Annotated in this window: 20 protein-coding genes; 2 read left to right on the top strand and 18 right to left on the bottom strand. The window is 34.7% G+C overall.

Annotated elements, in window-relative coordinates:
- Positions 1–74 precede the first annotated feature (74 nt).
- The 9 genes from galU to KGF86_RS03745 all read right to left on the bottom strand — a co-directional run bounded on the left by galU (position 75) and on the right by KGF86_RS03745 (position 7,284).
- The gene (galU, locus tag KGF86_RS03785; protein ID WP_186868403.1) at positions 75–956 is read right to left on the bottom strand and encodes a UTP--glucose-1-phosphate uridylyltransferase GalU; all 882 of its coding nucleotides are present in this window, start codon (positions 954–956) and stop codon (positions 75–77) included.
- A gap of 62 nt (positions 957–1,018) precedes the next feature.
- Positions 1,019–1,615 (bottom strand): LuxR C-terminal-related transcriptional regulator, encoded by a 597-nt coding sequence (locus KGF86_RS03780; RefSeq protein WP_186868402.1) that lies wholly within the window; start codon positions 1,613–1,615, stop codon positions 1,019–1,021.
- Between the two features lie 424 nt (positions 1,616–2,039).
- Positions 2,040–2,807, bottom strand: a complete 768-nt coding sequence (locus KGF86_RS03775; protein ID WP_211741213.1) for a tyrosine-protein phosphatase — start codon at positions 2,805–2,807, stop codon at positions 2,040–2,042.
- A 349-nt stretch (positions 2,808–3,156) separates the two neighbouring features.
- Positions 3,157–3,888: a hypothetical protein gene (locus KGF86_RS03770; protein WP_211741158.1), complete on the bottom strand. Its 732-nt coding sequence runs from the start codon at positions 3,886–3,888 to the stop codon at positions 3,157–3,159.
- 81 nt (positions 3,889–3,969) lie between these two features.
- Positions 3,970–5,205, bottom strand: a complete 1,236-nt coding sequence (locus KGF86_RS03765) for a serpin family protein (protein WP_186868400.1) — start codon at positions 5,203–5,205, stop codon at positions 3,970–3,972.
- 104 nt (positions 5,206–5,309) lie between these two features.
- Entirely contained in the window at positions 5,310–5,444 is a 135-nt protein-coding gene (locus tag KGF86_RS03760) for a YvrJ family protein (protein ID WP_186868399.1), read from the bottom strand.
- 63 nt (positions 5,445–5,507) lie between these two features.
- Positions 5,508–5,723: a DUF2922 family protein gene (locus KGF86_RS03755; protein ID WP_186868398.1), complete on the bottom strand. Its 216-nt coding sequence runs from the start codon at positions 5,721–5,723 to the stop codon at positions 5,508–5,510.
- Between the two features lie 47 nt (positions 5,724–5,770).
- On the bottom strand, positions 5,771–5,995 hold the full coding sequence (locus KGF86_RS03750; protein WP_211741157.1) for a DUF1659 domain-containing protein: 225 nt from the start codon (positions 5,993–5,995) through the stop codon (positions 5,771–5,773).
- Between the two features lie 446 nt (positions 5,996–6,441).
- Positions 6,442–7,284: an LCP family glycopolymer transferase gene (locus KGF86_RS03745; RefSeq protein WP_211741156.1), complete on the bottom strand. Its 843-nt coding sequence runs from the start codon at positions 7,282–7,284 to the stop codon at positions 6,442–6,444.
- Between the two features lie 230 nt (positions 7,285–7,514).
- On the opposite strand from KGF86_RS03745, the gene tagD reads away from it, so the two are divergent.
- Positions 7,515–7,913 carry a glycerol-3-phosphate cytidylyltransferase gene (tagD, locus tag KGF86_RS03740; RefSeq protein ID WP_186868395.1) on the top strand — a complete coding sequence of 133 codons (399 nt, stop codon included), beginning with the start codon at positions 7,515–7,517 and terminating at the stop codon, positions 7,911–7,913.
- Positions 7,914–8,056: 143 nt separating this feature from the next.
- Here the strand turns inward: tagD and KGF86_RS03735 are convergent, their stop codons facing one another.
- The gene (locus KGF86_RS03735) at positions 8,057–9,223 is read right to left on the bottom strand and encodes a nucleotide sugar dehydrogenase (protein WP_211741155.1); all 1,167 of its coding nucleotides are present in this window, start codon (positions 9,221–9,223) and stop codon (positions 8,057–8,059) included.
- A 454-nt stretch (positions 9,224–9,677) separates the two neighbouring features.
- On the opposite strand from KGF86_RS03735, the gene KGF86_RS03730 reads away from it, so the two are divergent.
- Positions 9,678–10,712 carry an LCP family protein gene (locus KGF86_RS03730; RefSeq protein ID WP_186868393.1) on the top strand — a complete coding sequence of 345 codons (1,035 nt, stop codon included), beginning with the start codon at positions 9,678–9,680 and terminating at the stop codon, positions 10,710–10,712.
- Between the two features lie 228 nt (positions 10,713–10,940).
- On the opposite strand, the gene KGF86_RS03725 is transcribed toward KGF86_RS03730, so the two are convergent.
- The 8 genes from KGF86_RS03725 to KGF86_RS03690 form a co-directional block, all read right to left on the bottom strand.
- On the bottom strand, positions 10,941–12,026 hold the full coding sequence (locus KGF86_RS03725; RefSeq protein WP_186868392.1) for a glycosyltransferase family 4 protein: 1,086 nt from the start codon (positions 12,024–12,026) through the stop codon (positions 10,941–10,943).
- A 399-nt stretch (positions 12,027–12,425) separates the two neighbouring features.
- Positions 12,426–15,788, bottom strand: a complete 3,363-nt coding sequence (locus KGF86_RS03720; protein WP_211741154.1) for a peptidoglycan-binding protein — start codon at positions 15,786–15,788, stop codon at positions 12,426–12,428.
- Between the two features lie 140 nt (positions 15,789–15,928).
- A complete protein-coding gene (locus KGF86_RS03715; protein ID WP_211741153.1) occupies positions 15,929–18,151 on the bottom strand; it encodes a peptidoglycan-binding protein in 2,223 nt (740 codons plus the stop codon).
- Between the two features lie 134 nt (positions 18,152–18,285).
- Positions 18,286–19,905, bottom strand: a complete 1,620-nt coding sequence (locus tag KGF86_RS03710) for a YheC/YheD family endospore coat-associated protein (protein WP_186868389.1) — start codon at positions 19,903–19,905, stop codon at positions 18,286–18,288.
- 50 nt (positions 19,906–19,955) lie between these two features.
- Positions 19,956–20,966 carry a YheC/YheD family protein gene (locus KGF86_RS03705; RefSeq protein ID WP_246521274.1) on the bottom strand — a complete coding sequence of 337 codons (1,011 nt, stop codon included), beginning with the start codon at positions 20,964–20,966 and terminating at the stop codon, positions 19,956–19,958.
- Between the two features lie 51 nt (positions 20,967–21,017).
- On the bottom strand, positions 21,018–22,499 hold the full coding sequence (locus KGF86_RS03700; protein WP_211741152.1) for an ATP-grasp domain-containing protein: 1,482 nt from the start codon (positions 22,497–22,499) through the stop codon (positions 21,018–21,020).
- 105 nt (positions 22,500–22,604) lie between these two features.
- A complete protein-coding gene (locus KGF86_RS03695) occupies positions 22,605–23,657 on the bottom strand; it encodes a CapA family protein (RefSeq protein WP_186868386.1) in 1,053 nt (350 codons plus the stop codon).
- Between the two features lie 27 nt (positions 23,658–23,684).
- On the bottom strand, positions 23,685–25,334 hold the full coding sequence (locus KGF86_RS03690; RefSeq protein WP_186868385.1) for an acylphosphatase: 1,650 nt from the start codon (positions 25,332–25,334) through the stop codon (positions 23,685–23,687).
- Positions 25,335–25,343: the final 9 nt, after the last annotated feature.

Raw genomic sequence — 25,343 nt, 5'->3', positions numbered from 1 at the left:
AACAGATAAAACATTTTATGTCTAATAACATATTGCAGGATTACGCCCTTACCTCTGTAATAGAATACCCTTCTTTATCCTTTGACAGTAAGGTTACTAATCTTTTCAACTAGATAAGCGATTAATTCTTCACGAATATTCTCATTCTGTAACCCAAACTCAATATTAGTAGTCAAAAAGCCAAGTTTTTCTCCAACATCATATCGCTTACCATCAAAATCATAAGCATAAACTTTCTGTACCTCATTTAACATCTGAATCGCATCTGTTAATTGAATCTCTCCACCCGTCCCTATTTGTTGTCTATCAAGATAATCAAAGATTTCAGGAGTAAATACATACCGACCCATAATTGCTAGATTAGAAGGAGCATTTCCCGGAGCTGGTTTTTCTACAAAATTATTCACCTGATAACGCCGCCCCTCAATCGTATTAGGATCTACAATTCCATAACGATGAGTTTCACTATCTGAAACCTGTTGCACTCCGACGATAGACGATTCTATTATTTCAAATTGCTGAATCAATTGTCTTAATGCAGGTGTCTCAGCTTGAACTATATCGTCACCTAATAACACAGCAAAGGGTTCATTCCCAATAAACTTTCTTGCACACCATACAGCATGTCCAAGTCCTTTTGGTTCTTTTTGACGAATATAATGGATATCGACTTCAGAAGGCTGTTTTACCTTTTCTAGTAATCCAAATTTCCCCTTGTTCATAAGGTTGTCTTCAAGTTCGAAATTATTATCAAAATGATCTTCTATAGCACGTTTACCTTTACCAGTTACAATAATTATATCCTCTATACCCGACTCAATTGCTTCTTCAACTATATATTGAATAGTTGGCTTATCAACTATCGGTAGCATTTCTTTTGGCATCGCTTTTGTAGCTGGTAAAAATCTAGTCCCTAGACCTGCAGCAGGTATTATAGCTTTTTTTACTGTTTTCATATTTATCCCCCATTTTTTACGGCAACTCATTAAATAATTATTTCTTTAATAATCTTTGCTAATTACATTTCCACTAGCTTCTTGATAGCTGCTGATCGTTTATTCGTACCAAGTTTAGCATAAATCTGACTTATATGTACCTTCACACTACCTTCAGACATCCCTAATAAGCACGCAATTTCTCTATTGGAATGCCCATATTGCATAAGTGAAGCAACCCGGGTTTGCTTTAATGTGAAAGCACATTCTAAATGTGCCCGTACAGAGAACTGATCATATTCTATACGTTTCATCCGAACTATATGGTTAATAAAGTCATAGACCATATTCTGTGGTATATAAAAATGATTATCTAGAATCTTTTCCAATAGTGCAACCAGATTTTCATAGAGTAGATTCTGTTTAGGAAGTATGCTACAGACACCAGCATCAATTAACGGTAGAACAGTTAGCTCTTCATACTCATCCGTGATTAGAATAATCTTTTCTTCTCCTAGAATTCGAACTATATTAGTCACATCGTGCTCTGTAAAATTCTCATCATCTAATAACACGACATCAGCTGGTAATCTCGTCACTATTGACACATGGTCGTATTTAGTTAATTGTTCCTTAAGTAAAAGAAAAAACTTGCTTTCTTGAAGTAAACAAATTCTCATCCCAATACTTCCTTTTTAGCTCCCTGTTATTCTGGACCTATTTTTCTTAACTATAACAATTTTACTATACAAACAGTCACATATAATAGTGACTAAAGTAACAAAAGTCTTGAATCTGTTGGAATTAGTCGTAATGTGTCACCTCAGCAAGCTCGTTGAAAATTGAATTACCTTCTCGCGTTTTTTAATACAAAGTATCTTATAAATACAACTAATATAGTTCCTCAATGTTTCCTAAATATATGTAACTGATTCGCAATTGGTTTGCTTCCATGATCTTAGAACGCGCTTTGATCACTTTTAAATCTTGCTCTATATCGATTAGTGTTTGAACTCCCTTCCGAATTAATTGCCAGGGTTCTACTGCTATAATTCAACTCCTTCTAACAGGTTCATGGATAGATAATTCACTTATAGCTCTATTCTAAAATAGTCCAAATACTTTTCTAATTTTTCGTATCCTAGCCGGTTCGTCTTGATGTACATGTAGCCCATCAATAACTAACTGTGCATTCTCCATGAACATATAATAGGTATCATTACCATGCTTATTCTTCAAAATACGATAGGCTTCCCTCATAACAAATCCTCTTGAGGTTGTATTATGGGCATCTGACGCTATGAAATGGGCTAGATTATAATCGATTAATTGATGGGATAATTTTTGAACCGTCTTCCCGAATTTACCAGCTAGACTTGCAGCAGTAACTTGGGTCAACGCACCTTTTCTAACGAAATTGTAAAGTGTAGAGGGATTCTCTGCAATTTGGCGATTACGCTCAGGATGTACAATAATTGGTTTGTACCCTGCAACTTGAATATCAAATACCATTTGCTCTGCATATTGAGGTATGTATCCAAATGGAAACTCAATGAATAGATAACGAGTATTATTAAGTGTAGCAATATTGCTAGCTTCTAATTCCTGTATCAGGTCCCCATGTATACGTGTTTCTTGTCCTGTTAAGACTGTAAGAGGAATATTTTTTTCCCGTAATGCTTTATTTAGCTTTTCTACATGAATCTCAATATCTTCCTTTACATTAATATATTTGCCGTTCTGATGGTGCGGTGTTGCAATAATCGTGTGAATACCTTGTTGTACTGCTTCCTGTGCCATCACAAGGCTGTCATCTATTGTTTTTGCACCATCATCAACTCCAGGCAAAATATGACTATGAATGTCAATCATTGTCATCCACTTCCTCATTTTTTCAGTATATCAAATCTATCAGGTTGCTTTATAGTTTCATAGGAACTAGTTAAATTTAAGTATGTATCAATAAATTGTGATTTTTTATACAAATCTTTTTATAAGCATTATTTATTACAAGAATAACAAAGTATTACAACCACGACAATATATGGAACTGATTTAACCTTTTTAATTTTTTGATCTCTTTTAACCCTATTATCAAAATAAAAAAGTTATACTACTATAGTGTTCATATTAGACACAAATGCATTTCCGGGCGGATTATTATTTCTAATTACTAAACTCCAATAATAAAGCTGCTAACACTAAGTCAGCAGCCTCACTATTATTTCGGTTCAAAATTCACTTCATTCAATCCACTAATCTGAATCACTTGGCCTTCTTCTAAATTTACTGTTATTTGCGTGACACCTAGTTCACCAGAAGCATCGAGAATCTCATTTGTTGCGGGCAGGTCCATAGCGTTATAGATAACAAAGTTCCCCATGCCACTTGGGGCGGTGACATCATATCGACCAGGTTCAATATCCAATCCCACTTGCCAAGTTCCTGTGGAGAGTGTGTTAGATAAGGACGTTTCTGCCGGGGTAAATGTTACATTATCAAGGCCAGAGATTTCGATCTCATGTCCAGCTTCCAAATTCGTCGTAATACTGGTTACGCCCATCTCGCCAGATTTATCAAGAATTTCATTGACAGTAGGTAAGCCATCTTCATCATACACAAATAAATTACCCGTACCATCACCAGTAATGACATAACGACCAACTGGGATATCTTCCCCTACTATAAAGTTTCCAGCATGAAGTGTTGTCTCTTCTGCATTGGAATTGTCTCTCGTAGCTTGCTCATCGTCAGGATTTTCTCCCTCTGTCGCATCTTCATTCGTATTTTGTTCTTCTATATCTCTGTCTATTGTATCCGTTTGTTCATTATCGTTTTCCGGGGATTCTAAGGAATCCTCTTCATTCCCTCTACCGAAAAGGACAAATAACAGTATGATGATAACAAGTAACCAAAACCACCATTTTTTGTAGAATGGTTTTTCATCCGCCATGATCAATCCCTCCTTTGTGATTACTAGTATGTACTAGTATTTGGATCGTTATTACAAGGAGGGGGGATGTGACATTATCCGTTATGGATTACGAATCGCTCCCATAAATAATATTGTTTCTGTTTCATCATCTACAATGGCTAGAAAAAAGGGCCGGTCAACCCTCATGTAGAATGGTCCATCCAAAGTAGCCGATTCCGTGACCACTCCAACAGAGGTAGAGGCAGCTGCCTCGGTACCTTCTTCATTCACTTCAAGGAATGTTTTTTGTTTCACTTCACTAATCCAAATTGGATCCTTTTCTTCAATCATTCGTGTGAAATCCGCATTATAATCAAAGGCAGACTCCATCCCAAGTTCTTTCAATATATTATTCAAGACTAGTTCATATTCCAGCTCAAATGAAGGTAGGTAAACTGTTCCTTCTTTTTTCTTGAAATCTCCTGTCCATTTCTTCCAATTATCATAAGTCAGCATTTCCAAAAATCCCTTTAAGCCCTTTTCTTCTTTTGGCAAGAATACTTTCATGCTCATTTCTTCATTTCCATATGGTAGTGATACAGCTTGGAAATCATCAGTAGCAAGGTATGCTAATTCTTCCTCAAGCATCATTAGCGGTATTTCTTTGGATGTTTCATCATCAAGATAAAAAGAGCTCACTTCTGTTCTTTTCTTATTAAATTCATACTTCCAATCACCTTTGAAATAAATCGCATTTAGAAGAATAGCCACCGTATCGGAATCAAGTGGCGATGTTATGACCTCATCAATCTTCTGATTGGTGGAACGCTTGATCCAATCATTCATTTCGTTTACTGTATCATCAGTAGAAATATCGAATTCCTCTATGTGTGCATTGAAATAATCCCGGTTCAATTGAGCAAACTCCTCTTGGAAGGAAAATCGATTATTTAACCAGATGGAATTCGCTACATGTAGTTGAATATGGTCTGAATCTCGATGAAGGATGTCCATCCATGAAGCATTAGCCTTACTTAGCTCCAGTGAGTCCATTCCGTTACTATGTAAGACAGCATTCATTTCATCTAAGGTATTGCCATCTGCACCGTTTTGGACCATCGACAACGCCATGAATAAACTTATCGGCGAGATGAATAGATTTCCATCTTGCTTTAATTCTTCAGAAGCTAGTAAGTCGAATCCTAGTTGATTGTTATGTAAAACAACCTTCTGATAATCTTCACGATCAAACTCTACATCCTCGTTAATAATGGAGCTATTCCTTTCTTGTGCACAACCAATTAGTAATAACAATATTCCGCCATAGCAAATCCATAGTTTGAATTGCTTTTTCATCAAGACCACCCCCGTAACGAATAAGACGATACAAATTAAGCAAATGTTTCAATTAGTTAAGACTGGGGACAAGATGGTTAACAAGCCTGTCCCCCTTCCTAATCTTACTTCATCTTCTCTGGCAGTGCATGAATCGACTCAATCAAAAGGTTTAGCTTTCCTTCAATACGATGCAGTAAATAAAACGTTACCGCTACCGGAAAGCCTAAATCTGTGATGAGTGATATCCAATTTTCCACCGTGCTCACCTCCATACAAGTAAAAAAGAGGCTACCTTGCGCTTAAGGTAACCTCCCTCATCGTTAGACTAATTCAATTTCTTCCACCGTGCGGTCAACGATACGTGCACTATGCTTCGCTACTAAATCCCCGCCACTTGACGTGAATGCGTTTTGTGCAATGATTTCATTCATTGCTTCCGAAACGCTAGCAGGATCAACTGGTTCGATTGGTTGCTCCAATGAATAGGTTACAATTTTACCGTCCGTATTTTCGAACTTTAACTCTAGTACCTTCACTTAAGCTCCTCCTTTCCCTATATTCCAAGCAGCTTCGCAATAGTCCCTTAACCTTGGCGAATATCAGAACTATCCTTACGCTCGATGTTAAACAATAGACGCTCCTGCAATCCAGCAAACGCATTTGCAATTGCATAAAGCTGATCTGGTGTTGCGTCTGTCTTCACATTGTTAAAGCTCTTCGCTTTATAAATAGGACTCCCATTAACTGGGTCATTCCCATCATGAAACACCAGACGCAGCTGAGAATTCATTAAATCTGCCACAGCCATGCTCAAGCACCTCCTTTCACTACTATAATCGTGAGAAAGGAGGAAAAAGGGGCACATAATTTGAAAAAAATTTAAACACTATGCTGTTCTATATCATCCAAAATCACAGCCACTTTCCTAAAGAAATTTTCGATTATATATAAAAGCAGTTGATTAAAATCTTAGTTTAATCAACCACCTCAATAAATTCTTACAAACTATTGTTATAACAACTACCTAATTTTCCAGTCAAACTAGCTTACTGGCTATCTGCCTGTTCGATAATATCATAAAATTCCTCTTCATCAATTTGTCCATTTTCCAACTCTTGATAAATCCTCTACAGGTAACCTAACATTACGTCTGATTTACGTGTCTTAAAGCTCTCCCGCGGAATCACCGAGCATATGTTGAACCTTTTCCACTTCCTCATCCGGAATAATAAAATAATAGACACCATCCATTTCCTATATGCTCCCTTGAAGCATATAGCTCGATACCTCTTTATGAACATCAGCATAGTTCACAATGAAATCCTTCATCAGGTCAACATGTAAATTGCTTCTCACATTCTCTAAAAGAAAATCTAGTAAAACCTCTACCTTATGTATCGTTAGCTCCTTAGAAGCTGTATCGATTATTGCGTCCAGTACTTGCCGTTGTCTTATCATTTGAGTAAGGTCATCCATAGGGTTATCAGCGAGCTTCTGAACATATCGCATTGCCTGTGTACCACTCAAATGAAGCTCACCACTAGCAAAGTGAACACCATCTACTTCAAAGTCCAACTGATTATCTATCATAATACCACCGAGGGAATCAACTAAATCCGCTATACCAGTTAGGTTCAATTGAACATAGTAATCTAGCTCCATATCGAGTAAATTCTCCACGGATTCCACTACCATTTCAACTCCTCCATTAGCAAACGCATGTGCTAATTTACCCTCCGTACCCTCGCTAATCATACTTACCCGTGTATCCTTGTGAATGTTAATCAGCTTAATCGAATCTGTACTTGGATATAAGGATAAAACAACGATTGAATCGGCTCTACCTATATCTCCGGCACGTTGCTCTACTCCTAGAAGAAGAAAGTTAAGTCTCTCCTTATTAGCAAGCTTTTCCTTTGAACGCTCGTGGTCAATTGTTGAAAGAGGTTGATACATACGATTATGAAAGGTTTCCATTACACTACTATAATAGTTATCTATATGAACTACTGTTATAATGACGCATAAGATGACAGCTCCTATACTAATGGTTAGCCAATGTAGTTTTGTTTTTTCAGACTGATTGGAATTGGACATTCTCGCCTACCTCGTTCGAATTTAGAATTTTCTTTATAATTTATTTTATTATACATTTTTTAGGAAGGTTTTACCATTTATTATTGATAATAATTGGAAGACTTGCTAGTATGATAAATTACTTGTAGAGGAATATATGAGGAATTAATCGAATTTACATTTTCTTATTATTTATTAAGTATTGGTGGAACTATGCTATTATGATACTAATAACTGGAGGTGCATGTAGGATGAGGAAGGTTATCACATATGGTACATTTGATTTACTTCATACTGGACATATTAATCTACTCAGGCGAGCTAAGAATTTAGGTGATTATCTAATCGTAGCCGTGTCTACAGACGAATTTAACCAGTTAAAAAATAAAAAAGCGTATCACAGCTTCGACAATAGAAAAGCGATCGTAGAAGCAATTCGCTATGTCGATGAAGTCATCCAAGAGAACACTTGGGAACAAAAGATTGATGATGTCATTAAACATGAGATTGATGTATTCGTGATGGGTGACGACTGGGAAGGGAAGTTTGATTTCTTAAGGGAGTATTGTGAAGTTATCTATTTACCAAGGACCATCGGCATCTCCACCACAAAGATAATGCAAGATTTATGTAACGACAATAACCGATAAAAAAGTACCTGTACGAAAAAAAGAAGACATTGGATTTTGGGCCATATTTAACAAGCCAAAGATTTCAATTATACGCGTTTACGATTAAAGTGTCCTCTAATAGAAAGAAGCTCCCATTGAAAGTGCCAATGGAGCTTCTGTTATTAGTCCCTGCTAAACACATCTCTTGTATAAACTTTATCTTTCACATCTCTTAATTCTTCCGAAAAACGGTTAGCAACAATGACATCACTAATCTGTTTAAATTCTTCAAAGTCATTAACCACACTTGAATTTATAAATGTACTTTCCTTTAAGGTAGGTTCATAAATAACAACATCAACACCATGGTCTTTAATTTGTTTCATCACATCCTGTATTGCCGATTCTCTATAATTATCCGAACCAGATTTCATTGTTAGCCTAAAAATTCCAACCGTTTTTGGTTTTCGTTCCAAAATCATACGAGAAATGTGGGTTTTTCTAGTGTCGTTTGCTTCAACAATAGCCTTAATAATAACATTCGGTACATCTTTATAATTAGCTAAGAGCTGTTTCGTATCTTTTGGTAGACAATAGCCACCATACCCAAAGGAAGGATTATTGTAGTGATCGCCAATTCGCGGATCTAATCCAACTCCCTCAATTATTTGACGAGTATTTAGCCCCTTTATTTCTGCATACGTATCTAGCTCATTAAAGAAAGAAACCCTCATAGCAAGATAGGTATTGGCGAAAAGTTTAATAGCTTCAGCCTCTGTTGAATTTGTAAAAAGAACCGGAATATCTTCCTTAATAGCTCCCTGTACTAGCAAATCAGCAAAAGTTTTTGCTCGATCTGATTGCTCCCCAACTATAATTCTAGAAGGATACAAATTATCGTACAGAGCCTTCCCTTCTCTTAAAAATTCTGGTGAGAAAATAATCTTATCTGTATTAAACTGCTTTCTAACTTTATCCGTAAATCCAACCGGAATAGTAGACTTTATTACCATTACAGCATTAGGATTTATCGACAACACTTTCTCTATTACATTCTCCACACTACTAGTGTCAAAATAGTTTTTATCAGGATGGTAGTTGGTTGGTGTAGAAATGATTACATAATCTGCATGTTGAAAAGCTAGGGTATCATCAGTTGTTGCGGTTAAGGATAATTGTCTTGAAGTTAAATATTCCGCAATCTCTTTGTCTTCTATCGGAGATTTTCTATTATTAATCATATCTACTTTATCTTTCACTATATCTAGTGCAATTACTTCATTATGCTGAGCTAATAAGATAGCGTTGGATAATCCGACATATCCAATGCCAGCTACTGTTATATTCATTGTAGTCACTCCTTAAAATTCCTCTCCTAATTATACCATTATGTTATAGTGAGTAAGGATAATTTTATTCGTTTTCGTGGACATATACATAAGAAGACAACATCTCCATTAAGCAAATGTCCCAGCGTTTACTATATAGGGTAACCTATTACTTTTCCAATATTCTTTGTAATATCCTACACAACCTACATTGTGTGACAATTCACATACTAATCCCATTAAATAAGTTTCTAACCTAAATTGGTTACTATTAATAAGTTGTAGTTGAAATGATCTAAATATGCTAGAATAGTTTGTGTCTTTTGAAACATCTTTAGTTAAGTTTCGTCTAATGTAATGACAGTTTTTTCATGTACATGTAATAAATTTTTAATGTACGAGTGTCTTAATTCATAGTAAAATAAAGGATAGCTTTTAATCTACAAGTCTTTTAAGAAAAAGGGGAAAAATTAAAATGGTTAAACAGGATTCCGACCAGTCTCGGATGGTACAACGAAAGAAAAAAAGAAAGTTAAGGAAAAGAGTATTTATACTCTTAGTGCCACTACTGGTTATATTTGCTGGAGTTGGCTACGCTATATCTTTATATATAAAGGCAGACGCTGCTATTACCGACTCATATGAAGATGATGGAAGAGAGAAGTCCAAATTTAGGGATGTGGTTGTAGATCCTAATGTGGATAATGTATCGATTTTAATTATTGGTGTTGATGAAAGTGACCATCGTGCTAACGAAGGAAACTCAAGATCCGACGCATTAATTCTAGCCACTTTGAATAAAAAAGATAAAAGTGTAAAATTATTAAGTATCCCTCGTGATTCTTATGTTTATATACCAGAGGTTGGTTATGAAGATAAAATCGCTCATGCCCATGCATTCGGTGGGGTAGAAGCATCAATTGAAACAGTAGAAAATTTATTAGAAATACCTGTCGACTATTATGTGAAGGTCAACTTCCACGCTTTCGTTGAAGTAATTGATGCAATTGGTGGTATTACAGTTGAAGTACCATATGAATTTTGGGAATCCAATTCAGAAGACAAGAAAAATTCTATCCACCTATTACCAGGTGAGCAAGTATTAGACGGTGAAGAGGCACTAGCTTTAGCTCGTACTAGAAAGCTAGATAACGATATAGAACGTGGAAAACGCCAAATGGAAATCATCAAAGCAGTAGTTAAAGAATCCATGTCTGCTAGTTCCATTCTAAAACTAGGAGATGTGATTGAAGCAGTAGGGTCCAACATGACAACAAATATGACATTTGATGAAATGACAAGTTTAGTTTCCTATGCCTTAAATGGAGACGGCCTGGATATGGAATCGATGACCGTACAAGGTTCAGATTATCAACCAGGATCGGTTTACTACTGGCAGTTAGATCAAACATCACTTTATGATGTAAAAACACTGCTTAAGAACCATTTGGAGTTGGAAAATACTGAAGTAGTCAACCAATCTATAGATAATAGTAATAGTACTCCTTAAGTATAGATAAACTCAATCTAGGCACCGCTCCCTAAAAGTAAATCTTTTAGGGAGCGGTACTTTTTATTATCCCTAGTTTTAATTTCCATCTCCTTAGAAATATTTCCATTCCATTATGAATATCTACGTTTCTCATGATATTTAACCAAACTAAAAATCCCACTGAAAGTAAGATTTGAAACTCTCCCTTTCAGTGGGCATTACCGCTTAAGATTAAGTTGTTATTTCTTATTTTACCCTTGGTCCCTTACTAAATAAGGATATCTTTCGTAAGCTATTTAATAGCGGCTGTCGGTTATCACGTGTAATCCCTGCTAATTCAGAAATTAACTGGATTCCTAAACTAATAAAAAAGCAAATAGCTAATGAAGTAAGGAGCCTTGTACTGTTAAATATAATTGCCATACTACCAAAAAACGCACTAAATCCGTATATAATAAGTACTGTAGTACGATGTGAATATCCCATTTTCATTAAACGATAGTGGATATGATCTCGGTCAGCAGTAGCAATGCCCTGCCTGTTCAGAATTCTTCTTATTATGGCAAGAACGGTATCAAAAGCTGGGACAGCTATTACGATAATAGGAATAATAAAGCTAAAGAAGGCAACATTCTTAAATAGACCTAGCATGGATATAATTCCAATAGAATAGCCTAAAAATAATGCCCCGGTGTCTCCCATAAATATCTTGGCTGGATAGAAGTTGTGGAATAAAAAACCTAGACAACTTCCAATTAAAATAATGCATAATGACACGACTATTAAACGCGCGTCCATTATCCCCATAACTAACATACTAATTAACGCAATCGCTGAAACGCCAGCAGCCAATCCATCTAACCCATCAATCAGGTTAATTGCGTTAGAAGCAGCAACAATCCAAATGATTGTTAGTACGATTCCGAAATAATCTATATAAACTGTTCCAATAAAAGGAATGGTCAATTTTTCTATAATTAATCCAGAGGAGACCACTACAACTGCAGCCATAATTTGACCAGTCAGTTTAAGTAACGGTTTAAGGTTAAAAATATCATCTATCAAGCCAGTAATAATCATAATCACTGCACCAATGATAATGGCGTTCATGTGCGGGTCATATGGCTTCAAATATAGAAACCCCACAGAGGCACCAATAAAAATAGCTAAACCTCCCATACTCGCACGCTCTTTACCGTGCATTTTTCTGTCTTGGTCTGGTTTATCAACGCCATTACACCTATATGCTATTTTTTTGATTAGAGGTGTAATGAATAAAGTGGTTAATGTTGCTATACAAAAAGCGATAATTAATTCCTTCACATTAAACATAATGCACCAACTCTAATAATTTTTTTCTATTAGTATTCTAACATATTATTCGAAATGTAGCTCTTAATTTTAAGGTGTAACCACGTTAATTAAAACTTGATAGAATAAATATCATATGCTAGTAAATGAATAAATAAATAGATTGTGATATAACCAAATAGAATAGAAAAAGGTTCTGCACACCATAATTTGATGTTCAGAACCTTTTTCTATTGGTTACCACAATTAAATACTATATAATGTATAACTCGACTATAACTTTTACCTTTGCATCGAGAACCTAAGCTACACTTTACTTTATCTCGCTATAGATTTTCTACGAACTCAGTTAGATATAGTATTATAGTGAATCCTCTAAAAAAATGTCTAGTCCTTACAAAGAAGAACTAGACTGAGAGATTACTTATAAACAGGTACATCAAAGATTAGATTGTAATTACCTTTTGAATAAATGTTCTTGTAATTAGTGATTTGCTTCGATGCCCATCCTATATCTGTTGCATATTGATGACCTGCTCTATTATACTGAACCATGTTTGCCGGATTCCAGCGCATCAAATATAAAGTATGTTGTCCAGCATAGATATAGTCATTCTTAGCAAATTGGGCTCCACCAATTATAGCTTCATCTACGGTAAACCAACCTTCTTCAATAGCTCTTTGTTTACCACATTCTTTAGCACAGTTATCATATGCACCTATACCAAAGAAGTTATAAACTGATTTACCTTCATGCTTCATACTACCATCGGCTAAAGAAGAGCTTCCTCTTCCTGTCTCTAATATCGCATGTGACACTAAGTAAATCTCATTTATATTGGCTTTGCGCGCAGCTTCACTAAATACTGCACCCTTTCCAGCAAGTTTACCTGCTCCTTGAAGTAGCTTGTTCAATTCTTCAACAGGTACCCCAGTAAAATGACGTAAATCTAGAAACTGATATTTTTGATTTTCATCTTTCACAAAATTTCTCGGATCTAGATAATATAACGTGTCATCTGAAGTAGCATTTCTCCATTTATATCCTAGGTTTACCTTATGCCAGTTAGTACCTACTTGTGAAATAGAGAAAACAGTACCCGCATTTACGGTCTCATAAACGTGTGTATTAGTACCTTGTCCTGCTCTAATATTAACTCTTTCAGTAGTCACACCCATTTTTCCAGTTGGTTCTGCTAAGGAGCTATGAACGTATAGAACTCTACCTTCGTACTCGATTTTATACCATCGAGTGCTGTTACTATATTTCGTTCCAGTAACATTATCATCTAGAAGAATAAATCGTTCTCCAACACCAACACCCTTGTACACATTACCATTTGTAATCTCTGGAGAGGTACGTAAATTAACAGTAAGACCTGTAATTGTTCCTCCATCATATACCTTCATATAACTACTACTGATATATCCTGAGTAGTATTTATCAGATTGAGGATTAACATTCATCTGCAAGCTTAATGCTTTTGTTAGAGTAATATCATATTGTGTAGTTAGTACCACCTCTTTAGCATTAGCTGCTTCTGCAAGCAATGATAGCGTTATTTCATCAATTATCCCACTAACAGGGAGACCATTATCCGCTTGAAAGTCTTTTACAGCTTGTTCAGTACTAGCGCCAAAGAACCCATTTGGCTCATTTTGCCATTTTACATACCCTAAAACTTCTAGAAACTTCTTCAGTTGAATATTATCTTCATGAGTTACCCCTCTTTGAAATGGAGTTGATAATATCTCATTAATTTTTTCAACCGTTTTAGGGTTAGCTACTCCACTACTAATTAAGCCATAATGTTTTTGGAAATTAGATACAGCTTTTGATGTCTCAGAATTATAATTTTGAGTTGAATCAGAGATTGGAAATCCTAGTCTGTTTAGTTGTTTCTTTAACTCAACAACTTCAGGATTAGTTACTCCTTGTTTTAAGGAGCTCTCTAATACTTCTAATATTTTTTGAATCGTTATTTCCTCAGCAATACCAGAAACAACTAGATTATAATCCCTTTGAAAGTCTTTTACTGCTGTCTCCGTTTGTATCCCATAATATTTGGTTGGATTTTTGAATTCGGCATAGCCTAGTTGAACAAGTTGTTCCTTTAATGAGATAGAAGCGTCATTACTTTTTCCCATTTGAAGCGGGCTATTTAACACTTCCTTAATCTTTGATAAGGTTGCTTGATCAGCCTTTCCGGTTATAGGCAATCCATAGTACTTTTGTAACTCAATTACTGACTGTTCTGTGGAAGCACCATAGAAATCATTTGGTGGATTTTTCCAAGATACAAATCCTAGCTTTTCTAAGTTTAATTTAAACTCGATTGCATCAGAACGTCTCATACCGTTTTCTAAAGGCCTAGTTGCTAGTTCAGTTAATCTAGCCTTAGTTACTGGTTCAATAATACCAGATACAACAAGTCCCTCTGCTTTTTGGAAATCCTTTACAGCAGCTGATGTTTCAACCCCGTAATAAGTTGTTGGATTTTTAAAATTTGCATAACCCAATAGCATTAAGTACTCTTTAAGAATAATCGTCTCACTATTACTTTTACCTTTCTGAAAAGGACTTTCTAATACTTCTTTGATTAAGGTTAACGTTTCTTTATCCGCTATTCCAGTCTTAGGTAAACTATAGTAGTTTTGTAATTCTAGTACTGCTTTTTCAGTGGAGTCACCATAGAAATCATTCGGAGGATTCTTCCATGAAATAAAACCTAACTTTTCTAAGTCTAATTTAAATTGGATAGCGTCCAATCTACGCATCCCTTTAGCTAATGGCCTAGTTGCTAATTCTGTTAATCTAGCCTTAGTAACTGGCTCAATTATACCAGATACAGCAAGCCCCTCCGCCTTTTGGAAATCCTTTACAGCAGCTGATGTTTGAGCTCCATAATAAGTTGTTGGGTTCTTGAAATCTGCATATCCTAATATTGTTAGATACTCTTTAAGTTGTACAGTTTCAGAATGATTTTTCCCACTTTGAAATGGACTTGCTAATACCTCTTCTACTTTTGCTAATGTTGCCTCATCCACTATTCCCGTTTCTGTTAAACCATAATAATTTTGAAGAACAGTTAAAGCCTGTTCGGTTGAAGAACCAAAATAATTATTTGGAGGGCTTTTCCATGAGATAAAGCCTAGTTTCTCTAAGTTTTTCTTAAATTCAATTGCATCATCTCTGTACATACCATTTTGTAAAGGACCTGTTGCCAAATCTTTTAATCTAACACCTGTATTGGATTCAATTATACCGGATACAGGTAATCCTTGGTCTCTTTGAAAATCCTTTACAGCTTGCTCCGTTTGAGAACCAAAGTATTCATTAGGATTAGTAAACTTAGCATACCCCAGAATAACTAAGTATTTCTTATAGCTAACTGTATCAGAGTGGCTTTTTGAAACTTGAAAAGGACTTGATAAGACCTCATCCATTTTAAGACTAGTAGTTTCATCTATATTTCCTGATTCAGGTAAGCCGTAATACTTTTGTAATTCTTTAACAGCTTTAACTGTATGTTCATCTAGTAAACCTGTAACATGTTCATTAGAAAGAAATCCTAACTTTACAAGTTTCTCTTGTATTTCAACAGCTTCTTCTGTTGAAGCTGCGACTTGAAGACTTTGTAGATTAATAGATTCGTCGTTCTCATGATACTCTTCTGTTACCTGTTCCTCATTTTCTCCTACCTCATTCGCTTTTGCTAATAGTGGACTAAAGTGGAATAGGGATATGAGCACCAAAATCACCATAATATTTTTTATTTTCACTTTAGTTTCACCTCCCCTTTATTATAAAGTAAATTACTATACTAGTATCCGACAAAAACTGCATTTTTTCAATAAGATTTTCTCTATATATCTATCTATCTCATCCAATTTAAGAAAAGGAGATAAACCATATAAATGATTTATCTCCTTTTTAATCCATAGGAATTTGCAATTGCATCAGCAGTAATTTTTGCCAAATAATCTCGATAACTAGCAGATTTTAATAATCTATTTTCAACTGCATTATCAATAAACATATACTCTATCAAAATAGCAGGCATGTTTGTATTTCGTAGTACACTAAAATTAGCTTGTTTCATCCCTCTATCTTTTACTTCGATCCGCTTTAATATATAATTATGAATGTCAGCTTGTCTATCTTTTTCTTCTTTAGATATTTTTCCATTGTAAATATAGGTCTCAAAACCTTCCGCAGTACCATTAAGAGCATTTGTATGCAAACTTACGAAATAGTCAGCCCCCCAGCTATTTGCTATTTGGCTTCTATCAACTAATTCAATAAATTGATCTGTAGTCCTAGACAGTTTTACATCTACCCCTAGATAGCCGTTTGTTAAATATGAACTTGTTTTTAAGGCAATATCAAGAACTACATCCTTTTCTTTTAATCCAATCCCAACACCACCGGAATCCTTCCCACCATGGCCTGGGTCAAGGAATATTTTAACAATACTCTTTGTAGCCTTCTTATATATAGTTAACGTAATTTCATCTACAATACCTGAAGTGGGTAAATTATTCTCCTTTTGGAACTTCTTCACAGCCCAAGCCGTCTCTTTACCATAATAATTATTTGGGCTATTTTTCCATTTCACATATCCTAATATTTCCAGGTTTTTTTTCAGTTGGATAACATCTTTATGTCTCTGACCAATACGTAATGAACTATTCTTTATTTCTTCTATTTTGTCCAATGTAAATTTATCCGCTATTCCATTAACTGCTAGACCATAATGTTTTTGAAAACTTTTCACCGCTTGTTCAGTGCTTACACCAAAATAATCATTTGGTGGATTCTTCCAACTAACAAACCCTAATAATTCTAGGTCTTTTTTCAATTGTATATTGTCCTTATGTCTGTTGCCAATACTATTAGTAGTTTTCAAAATAGCTGCTATTTTATTTAAGGTTTTAGCATCTGCTATACCGCTCTCTGGAAGAGAATATGATTTTTGGAATTTTTTAACCGCTTCTTTCGTGCTAGCTCCATAATACTCATTTGGACTGTTTTTCCACTGTACGTACCCTAAGGTTTCAAGATCCTTTTTTAACTTAATTGCATCTTTACTTGATCTACCCTCTTGAAGTGGACTTGACAATATCTGTTCTACTAATTTTAAAGTTTCCTCATCCGCTATTCCGGTTACTCTTACATCGTAATATTGCTGGAAATCCTTTAATACACTATCAGTAGAACTTCCAAAGAAATCATTTGGTTCATTTTTCCACTTCACAAAACCTAATTTTTCTAATTTCTTCTTTAAATCAATTACATCCTGTCGATACATCCCACGTTTAAGAGGCGCATTTGCTAATTCCTCTAATTTTAATATAGTACGTGGATCTGCAATTCCGGATGATGGTAAATTATTATCACTCTGAAATGCCATGATTGCATTCTCTGTTTGTTTGCCATAAAAATCTGTTGGTTGATTCTTCCATTTTACATAACCAAGTATTCCTAAATTCACTTTCAGAGTTATGATAGATTTATCTCTTTTTCCATTTTGGTATGGGAGGGAGAGGATCTCTGAAATTTTGTTCAATGTTTCAATATCTGTTTGCCCACTTGGTTCAAGGCCATAATAATTTTGTAGATTTATTAAAGCCTCTTCAGTTGACGGGCCAAAATAATCATTTGGTTGACTTTTCCATTTTATAAAGCCGAGTTTTTCCAAGTCTTTCTTCAACTCGATGACAGATTCATGAAACATTCCTTTTTTTAAATAAAGTCCAGGAATCTTTTCTTCTTCAGTATTACTTAGTAAATCTTTATTACTAGATTCTTCTATTAAAGAATCTGTTGTAGTTTCTTGTTTAGTATTTTCATGACTTTTATCATTAACTTCAGTATCTAACTCTTCATCCCCGACACTCTCTACCTCATCAGAAGTAGCATCTTTGTTAGTTCCTGTCTCTAAAATTTCTTCATTTTCCTGGAATTCTATATCGACCGTACTCAATTCAACATCTAATTCCTCATCTAGTGGTTCTTGTGCTACATTTCCCACTTCCATATTACTAGAATCTACTTTTAATTCTGAAGCAAATATCTGTGGACTATAAGTAAAAAAATAGGTTATTAGAAATAGTATAGCAATAGTACTTCTCGTTATTCTCAAAAAATTGTCTCCTCCATCATGGTCAATTTATTATTACTTTATAAGTATCGGATAAATATTACATTTTTAAAGTCTTAAACTTAGCGAAGTTGAATATAAAGACCTTTCCCAAGTGTTCTTGAGAAAGGTCTTTATTACACTTCCTTTACACTAATAATACTTTTTTGTCTATGCTCTACGCCAAACTTTATATTTTCAATAAATCTATCAAGTTCCATTCTTGTACCATAGAATTCTATCTCTACTTTTTTAAGGTCAGTGTTATAGCTAACCTTTTCTGGATATCCAATTTTTTGTAACTCCTGTCTAATATTATTTATGTAGTTCTTTCTCTCTTTGACAGGAATTGCTATAATTAATTTATAATTTTTTGGTTCAGGGACTCTTTCTATTGGAACCACTTCAAAATCTGTAGATGCCTTTTCGAAGCCAGTTAAAAACTTTGTATACATGATATTAGAATGGTGGATATCAAAGTAGACATCCTTATCACCTAATTTGTTTGCCAAAGAATCGTCAGGATATCGACTGTTAATTTCGATAATCCAAATTCTCCCATTTGTATCGATAGCAAAATCAAATGCTAACTTCCCTATTAATAAGCCTGTCCTCTCCAAAAATTCTGAAACTAATTTGGCATTACGAACTAATTCTCTTTCATAAAACTTAACTTTTTCTTCTTCATAACCATAGATATTTTTTAATACATCGGAAACACGTTGAATTTCTCCACCACTAATCGCCCTGTTACTTACAATGCTATTTTCACCACTTATCCTGGAGACTAACATAATATTTTGCCAGTTACCATGCTTATCTTTATCCATACCTACTCTAAAATCTAATACCTTCTGGTTAATATGAATATCTATAGTATTTTGCATAATATAAGTAATGCCTTTGGTTTCTAATTTAGATCTCATAAATGTTAAAAGTTCGTCTTCATTTAGAAAATCCCACTGTACATTAGCTTCTTTTTCACGTGTTTTTACGCAATATTTATTGTCTTCCTTGAGTACATTAAATATTCCTAGTCCCTTCTTACCATTAATCGGTTTAATGTAAATATTGCCCCACTCATTTAGGAAATCCACTAGATTCTCACTATCTTGGTACAATACGGTTCTAGGTAATAAATCTAATGCTTCAGGGAATTGTTGTAAACGTTCATACATATTCCACTTATCAAATGTGTTGTAGTTAAATAATTTATTTCCATAGAAGATACCAAAATACTCTCTCCATTCTTTAGTAAACGTGCTCCTCTTATAGATAGCAGCCGGAAAGGGTAAGGTTGCTTTTTCCCAAGTGTCTAACTTAGGATTATAATAATATCCTTCAACTAATAAATCTGCTTTATTGATATTCTCGAGGGTAAAAGCAAATACCACACCATTAATTTCTTGGTATCGTAATATATAACTATTTAAAAATCGTAATTTTTTCAATACGACAGTTTCCTTCTCTCCAAGGAAAATACCAATGAAAGGTCCAAAGATTAATTCATTATTCTTAACAAGGATGTTGTAGCGGCATTCAACTGGTAGCTTTAGCTTATCTACTAGTGATTCTGCTAATAGAATCTCATTGTCTTTTAAAGAATCATCTATCTCAATACTTACCTCTGTTACTCGGTGTCCGAATCTTAAATTTGTGTACTTTATTTGATTAATTTGTAATTTTGCATTCAATGAGCTGTTTAATTTTAATTTGGTTTCATCGGTATTGATTAATCTAATGTTGTATAAACACATTAAGTCTCTTCACCTTCTATTTTGTATTATTATTTTCAGCTTAACAATAACTATTTATATTGTTCATTATTTATTCTATTGAGCATGTAGACATAATATTGTGTACGTAGTAAAGCTGCTTCAGCCTTTAAAGCAGCTGTTGCTGGTGCACCATTCACTTCAAAGATATATAGATTACCGTCCCCATGTATTGCAACATCCATCCCTAAGGACATCACAGATGTCCCTCTTAGTTCTTCAATTTTATATGGTAATGAATTACCAAGCTCATCTAATTTCACGTTAATTTCTTCCCAATTGTTTGGGAAATTGGCCTTTAAAAATACATCTGCGTCTGCGATTCCACCACCCTGGTTAACATTCGATATTACTTTTTGTCCAATACCAATTCGGATATATTTCCGAGCAACCTGCCATTGACCTTGTCCATTTTTTTCTACGTGTATGCGACAATCGAAAGGGTCACCATTGCTTGTTCGAGAGTTAATATATTTTTGCATAATATATTTACGTTCTGCTACCGTTCTTGTTACAAATTTCATTAATTCCTTATGTGTAATAGTGGTCTCCTCTTTACCATAACCAAGAATGTATTCTGAACCAGTCTTATTCAGTATATATACACCTTGTCCTCTTTCCCCTCTAAGAGGCTTTAATACTATTGATCCGAACTTCTCAAGAAAATCATCAACACTATCAATGTCTATCACATTCTCCGTAGGAATTACTAGATGAGCAAAGTTAGTATCTTCCTTTAGCTTTTCTTGCAATCGATCCTTAGACAAAATATTAGTTCTAGGATCTGATAACACCGTATTTTTACGTAGGTAGTCCATAATTTTCTTATTCTTAGGTTTAAAGCAATATGGTGAGATATCAAAAAATACAGGTAAATCGGTTGTTACTTCAATCCAAGTATCTTCCAAAAGCATTTTTCCAGTTACTTTATTTTTCTTCATATCTACTCCACTAGGTAGTATATAAACCATATCTATACCATATGCTTTACAAAATCTTGCTGTAATTTCCGCCATAATTGGTGGCTTTATAAAATTCCTCATGTAGCCTAAAAGCATTCTAAACCAACTTTCTAAAAAGATTATAAAACTATTTTACCTTTTAAAAATTCTTCCTATACTCCGCAATAATCTTGTGGTTTTCCATGAAGTACTATTGATTACACTTTGATACTTTTTCTTTAATAGAATATAGTCTTTTTCTAACTTCTGGTATTTAATAAGATACGGTTTCTCTTCTGGTTTTTTGTCTATATCTTCTATTTCAATCAACTCAAATCCGACTTTGACTGGTTTATTCCAGCTTTTTTCTTCAATACTATTTATTTGTGGGTGATTATCAAGAAGTTCTCTTAACTTATTTATCGAATTTATATTCCCTCCTACTACAACTGAGGTCTTTCCATTTTTTAACAATTTCACATATCCATTTATGTTATGTTTTCTCGCCTGTCTTTGCACCCATTTTCTAAAACTCTCTTTCTTTGGTGCAATCAAATGGTATCGAGTGAAATTCATTTCCCCTGTGGGTAAGTCAGGAATTCTAATTTCTTGGGCAAAACCATTACGAAAAGCTGTTACTACACTTTTAAAATCGAAATATAATAAGCTAGCGTGTTCTGTAATTTTTCCCTTTGTCTCAGGGAAATAGTAATCAATAATAGCTTTGGGAATATCTCTCCCTTTTCCTTGCATAGGGAACAGGTGTGAAGTTATATGAGGTCTAGAATTTATCTCTAGAACAACACCGTTTTTAAAAGAAGGATCAACAATCATGTCAACACCGCATTGCACCAAGCCAGGAATAGCATTACAAGCCTCAATAGCAATTTGCTTTATTTCATCTGTTAATAGGTCTGTAACATCAATCGGGTCTCCGCCGGAAGACACATTATTTTTTGTCTTTAAAAATACTTGTTCTCCTGCTTTAGGCACCGTATCTAATGTGTAACCCTTTTCTTCTAACAGACTGTTTGTTTCTTTATCAACCTTTATTAGTCGGTTGTTAAAAGCAGGAATACTATTTCTTTCTTGATTTTTAATACGTAATAGTTCTCTAATGCTACTCTTTCCATCACCAATAACATTAGCTGGGATTTTTTTAAATGCGCCTACTACCCGATTACCAATTACGTATAAACGGTAATCTTCTCCCAAAAAGTACTTTTCGACAATAATATCTGAATAATTGAGTTCGTATTTTACATACTGAAGTGCATTCTCAAATTCCCTTTCATCCCGTATATTAGCTATAACACCATGACCGCCAGTACCATTCACTGGTTTAATCACAACTGGATATCCTAAATCATTTGATGCATATTGAAGAATATCTTGATCTGTATTGTCATTAGTAAATACTTTCCCTCTAGGGATAGGAATACTTTTTTTCTCTAAATATTTCTTTGTTAGGTCTTTATGTATACAAATTTTAATTGCTTCATTAGACACTATATCCCCTCTAGCAACAGTAAAGGAATGTTCTACCTTACCATTAGAAAGTGAATAATAGGTATGAGCAGCAGCTGTATTTTTATTAATAAACTTTAAACTTAACCCTCTTCTCCATCCTTCCAATGCTACACTGTACATACTTACTATATAGCCGTATGCTTCAGGAGGTACAGAGTTCTTTAAACTTGGTAAACTATGCTGATAATTCTTCAAACCTTTCACCTTCATTCACTCAATGTCTAAATCAGTAATACTTGAACGCATTCTTTTTATTGTATTTTCATATATCTCTTGTGAGGAGAATAAACCATCATCCGTTTCGATATATGGATTTTTTTCAATCCAATCCTTCAATTGATAGATGACATATTTCAGCTTACTTTCTCGGTGTACGTATGTAAGATTATATCTTGGGTTTAACACCTCAATACCACTATACTTGGGATCTGGCTTACTAACCTCTAATGACAATGATGCACCTATCTGTCTATGCAACCCATTTTGTCCTGAAAAGAAGTTTCCTAGAGAATAGGCTACAAAAGTCCTAGTTCCACGAGAAGTTTCAATCCATTCTGGTGCTTGAAGGACATGTGGATGATGTCCAATTATAATATCGGCACCTGCATCCGCAAGTGAAGCAAATACCTCTCTCTGCTGGCTGCTAGGTTGTAAGTGATATTCTTCACCATGATGAAGATTTGCAACAATTACATCAGCTAGATTTTCCCTTTTTATCTTTCTCAATTTTTTTACTAGACTTAATACGGGCGTATTTTTTAGACTATTCACGAGATATGATTTCGGTACTTTAATACCATTAGTACCTCTTGTATAAGAAACAAAGGCTATCCGTAAACCATTTTTCTCTATAACTCGTAAACGTTCACTGTCTTCTTCAGATTTATAAGCGCCATCATATTCTAATCCAATTTCTTCTAAGTTCTTTATCGATTTTAATAGACCTTCTTCTCCGTGGTCTAGTACATGGTTGTTTGCTATTGTTACTAGATTAACACCCATGTTTTTTAATGTATAACCAATTTCTTTTGGTGCATTAAATTTAGGAAAGGAGGATAGCCCAATATCATTACCAGCTATTATCGTTTCCAGATTAGCAATCGTGATGTCGGTTTGTCCCACTAAACTTTTTACATTCTTTAATTGATTATCAAAATCATAATCCGATTTCTTATTCAAGCCACCGTAGACTCTACCATGTAATAAAATATCACCTACTGCTGTTATAGAAACAGTATCTGTTTTTTTCTTGAATAATCTCAAGAATATCCCGCCTTTCCTAACCTAAAGCTAATTGTTTTTTACTACTTTTTTAATCACTTTCCCTACAGTTCGGATAGGAGCCATAACTTTCCATGACGTACTATTTAAAATATGGTTGTTGTCCTTCTCCATTCTGTTTTTCTTCTTAGTCATGTGCTTCAGCTCTTTGTCCAACTTTCGCAGAGCATACTGTACTGATTTTAAATTAGAAGTATTAAATCTCTCTGCAATATCAAATCCAACCATTATTGGTTCATTCCAGATTTCTTCTTTCACCTTTACTATATGCACATGCTTATATTCACCCATTACCTTCTTAAACTCATTAACGATAGATTTGTCTGTTCCCGCAACAACTACCTCAATTTCATCAAAAACCATATTTTTTACATATCCATGTAAATTTCTTTCTAAAGCTTGCTTCTTTAACCATTGGTGGTAGCTCTGTCTTTGGACATTACCTGTAACAATATAGCGCTTAGCAAATAAATTATTGTTCGGAGCTGGAGCTACTTCGACTTCTATTGCTGATCTATTCTCTAATGGTTCTAGAACGGTAGACATATCAAAGTATATATTTGAATTAGATGTATCAATACCCTTTGTTTCAGGGAAATAATAATCAATTATAGCCGCCGGTATATCTCTCGCTTTTCCACGTAAAGGAAACAGTGCTCCACCTATTTGTGCTGTTGGGTTTAATTCTATAACAACTGCCTTATCCTTAATCGATCTGTCTTCATTTACAATTATATCAACACCACCATGGTATAAACCAGGTATAGCTTTTAGTGCGTCAATTGCAATTTTCTTTATATCAACTGGCATTGTATCCGTTACATCAATAGGATCACCACCAGAAGAAACATTTGTCTTTTCTCTTAAATAGATAAGTTTTCCTTTTTCAGGAACATCTTCCATCCTATAACCGGCTTCTTGAACGAACTCTAGAATTTCTTTATCAATTTCTATCAAACAACTCTTCAACCGTGCATTTTTTCTTCTCTCGATATTTTTCATTTCGATTAGTTCTTCAATGGTGTGTACTCCATCACCTTTAATATTTGCGGGTACTCGGTTATAAGCAGCAATAACCTTGTCATCTACTACATAAACTCTATACTCCTTACCTTCTACATGCTGTTCAACTATTACTTCCGGATAGCCTAGTTCCTCCCGAATATAAGTCAACGCTTTTCTAAATTCTTTTTCACTTCTAATATTTGTTACTACACCATTTCCAAGACTAGCATTTGTAGGCTTAATAACTAAAGGATATGGGATGGTTTTGCTATAACTAATAATCTCCTCATCCTGCGCGTCCTCATTAAAACCTTTCCCTTTCGGAACTGGAACTCCCGCTTTTTCTAACCAAATCTTTGTATCGTCCTTTTCTGAACCAATTTCTACTGCTTCATTGGTAACTTTATCTCCTCTGGAACGGAAAAAGAAATGGGTTCGTTGATCGGAACTTAAAGAATATAATCTCCCTGGTGGATTAACTCCAAAAATAATCATATCCTTAAAATATTCCGAGTCCCTTGTATACCATTTCAGTTTAAGACCTCTTCTCCAGCCTTCAAGAGCTATAGCAAACGCATCTAGCCTCGTTTTCTGAGCATTGACAACTATTTCATTCGGTAATTGAGGCAAACTGATACCCTGCTCTTCTTTCATGGGTGAATT

The sequence above is a fragment of the Ornithinibacillus massiliensis genome, from assembly GCF_018310345.1.
Classification (GTDB): Bacteria; Bacillota; Bacilli; order Bacillales; family Amphibacillaceae; genus Ornithinibacillus; species Ornithinibacillus massiliensis.
The sequence above is the reverse complement of the archived record's forward strand: the minus strand, read 5'-3'. Positions and strand labels throughout refer to the sequence as shown.

Coding starts and splice junctions, on each gene's coding strand:
- KGF86_RS03745 (WP_211741156.1), bottom strand. CDS start 7,284: ATGTCCAATTCCAATCAGTCTGAAAAAACAAAACTACATTGGCTAACC.
- KGF86_RS03775 (WP_211741213.1), bottom strand. CDS start 2,807: ATGATTGACATTCATAGTCATATTTTGCCTGGAGTTGATGATGGTGCA.
- KGF86_RS03735 (WP_211741155.1), bottom strand. CDS start 9,223: ATGAATATAACAGTAGCTGGCATTGGATATGTCGGATTATCCAACGCT.
- KGF86_RS03705 (WP_246521274.1), bottom strand. CDS start 20,966: ATGAGGAATTTTATAAAGCCACCAATTATGGCGGAAATTACAGCAAGA.
- KGF86_RS03725 (WP_186868392.1), bottom strand. CDS start 12,026: ATGTTTAATGTGAAGGAATTAATTATCGCTTTTTGTATAGCAACATTA.
- KGF86_RS03765 (WP_186868400.1), bottom strand. CDS start 5,205: ATGAAAAAGCAATTCAAACTATGGATTTGCTATGGCGGAATATTGTTA.
- KGF86_RS03710 (WP_186868389.1), bottom strand. CDS start 19,905: ATGTGTTTATACAACATTAGATTAATCAATACCGATGAAACCAAATTA.
- tagD (WP_186868395.1), top strand. CDS start 7,515: ATGAGGAAGGTTATCACATATGGTACATTTGATTTACTTCATACTGGA.
- KGF86_RS03690 (WP_186868385.1), bottom strand. CDS start 25,334: ATGAAAGAAGAGCAGGGTATCAGTTTGCCTCAATTACCGAATGAAATA.
- KGF86_RS03730 (WP_186868393.1), top strand. CDS start 9,678: ATGGTTAAACAGGATTCCGACCAGTCTCGGATGGTACAACGAAAGAAA.
- KGF86_RS03770 (WP_211741158.1), bottom strand. CDS start 3,888: ATGGCGGATGAAAAACCATTCTACAAAAAATGGTGGTTTTGGTTACTT.
- galU (WP_186868403.1), bottom strand. CDS start 956: ATGAAAACAGTAAAAAAAGCTATAATACCTGCTGCAGGTCTAGGGACT.
- KGF86_RS03780 (WP_186868402.1), bottom strand. CDS start 1,615: ATGAGAATTTGTTTACTTCAAGAAAGCAAGTTTTTTCTTTTACTTAAG.
- KGF86_RS03750 (WP_211741157.1), bottom strand. CDS start 5,995: ATGGCTGTGGCAGATTTAATGAATTCTCAGCTGCGTCTGGTGTTTCAT.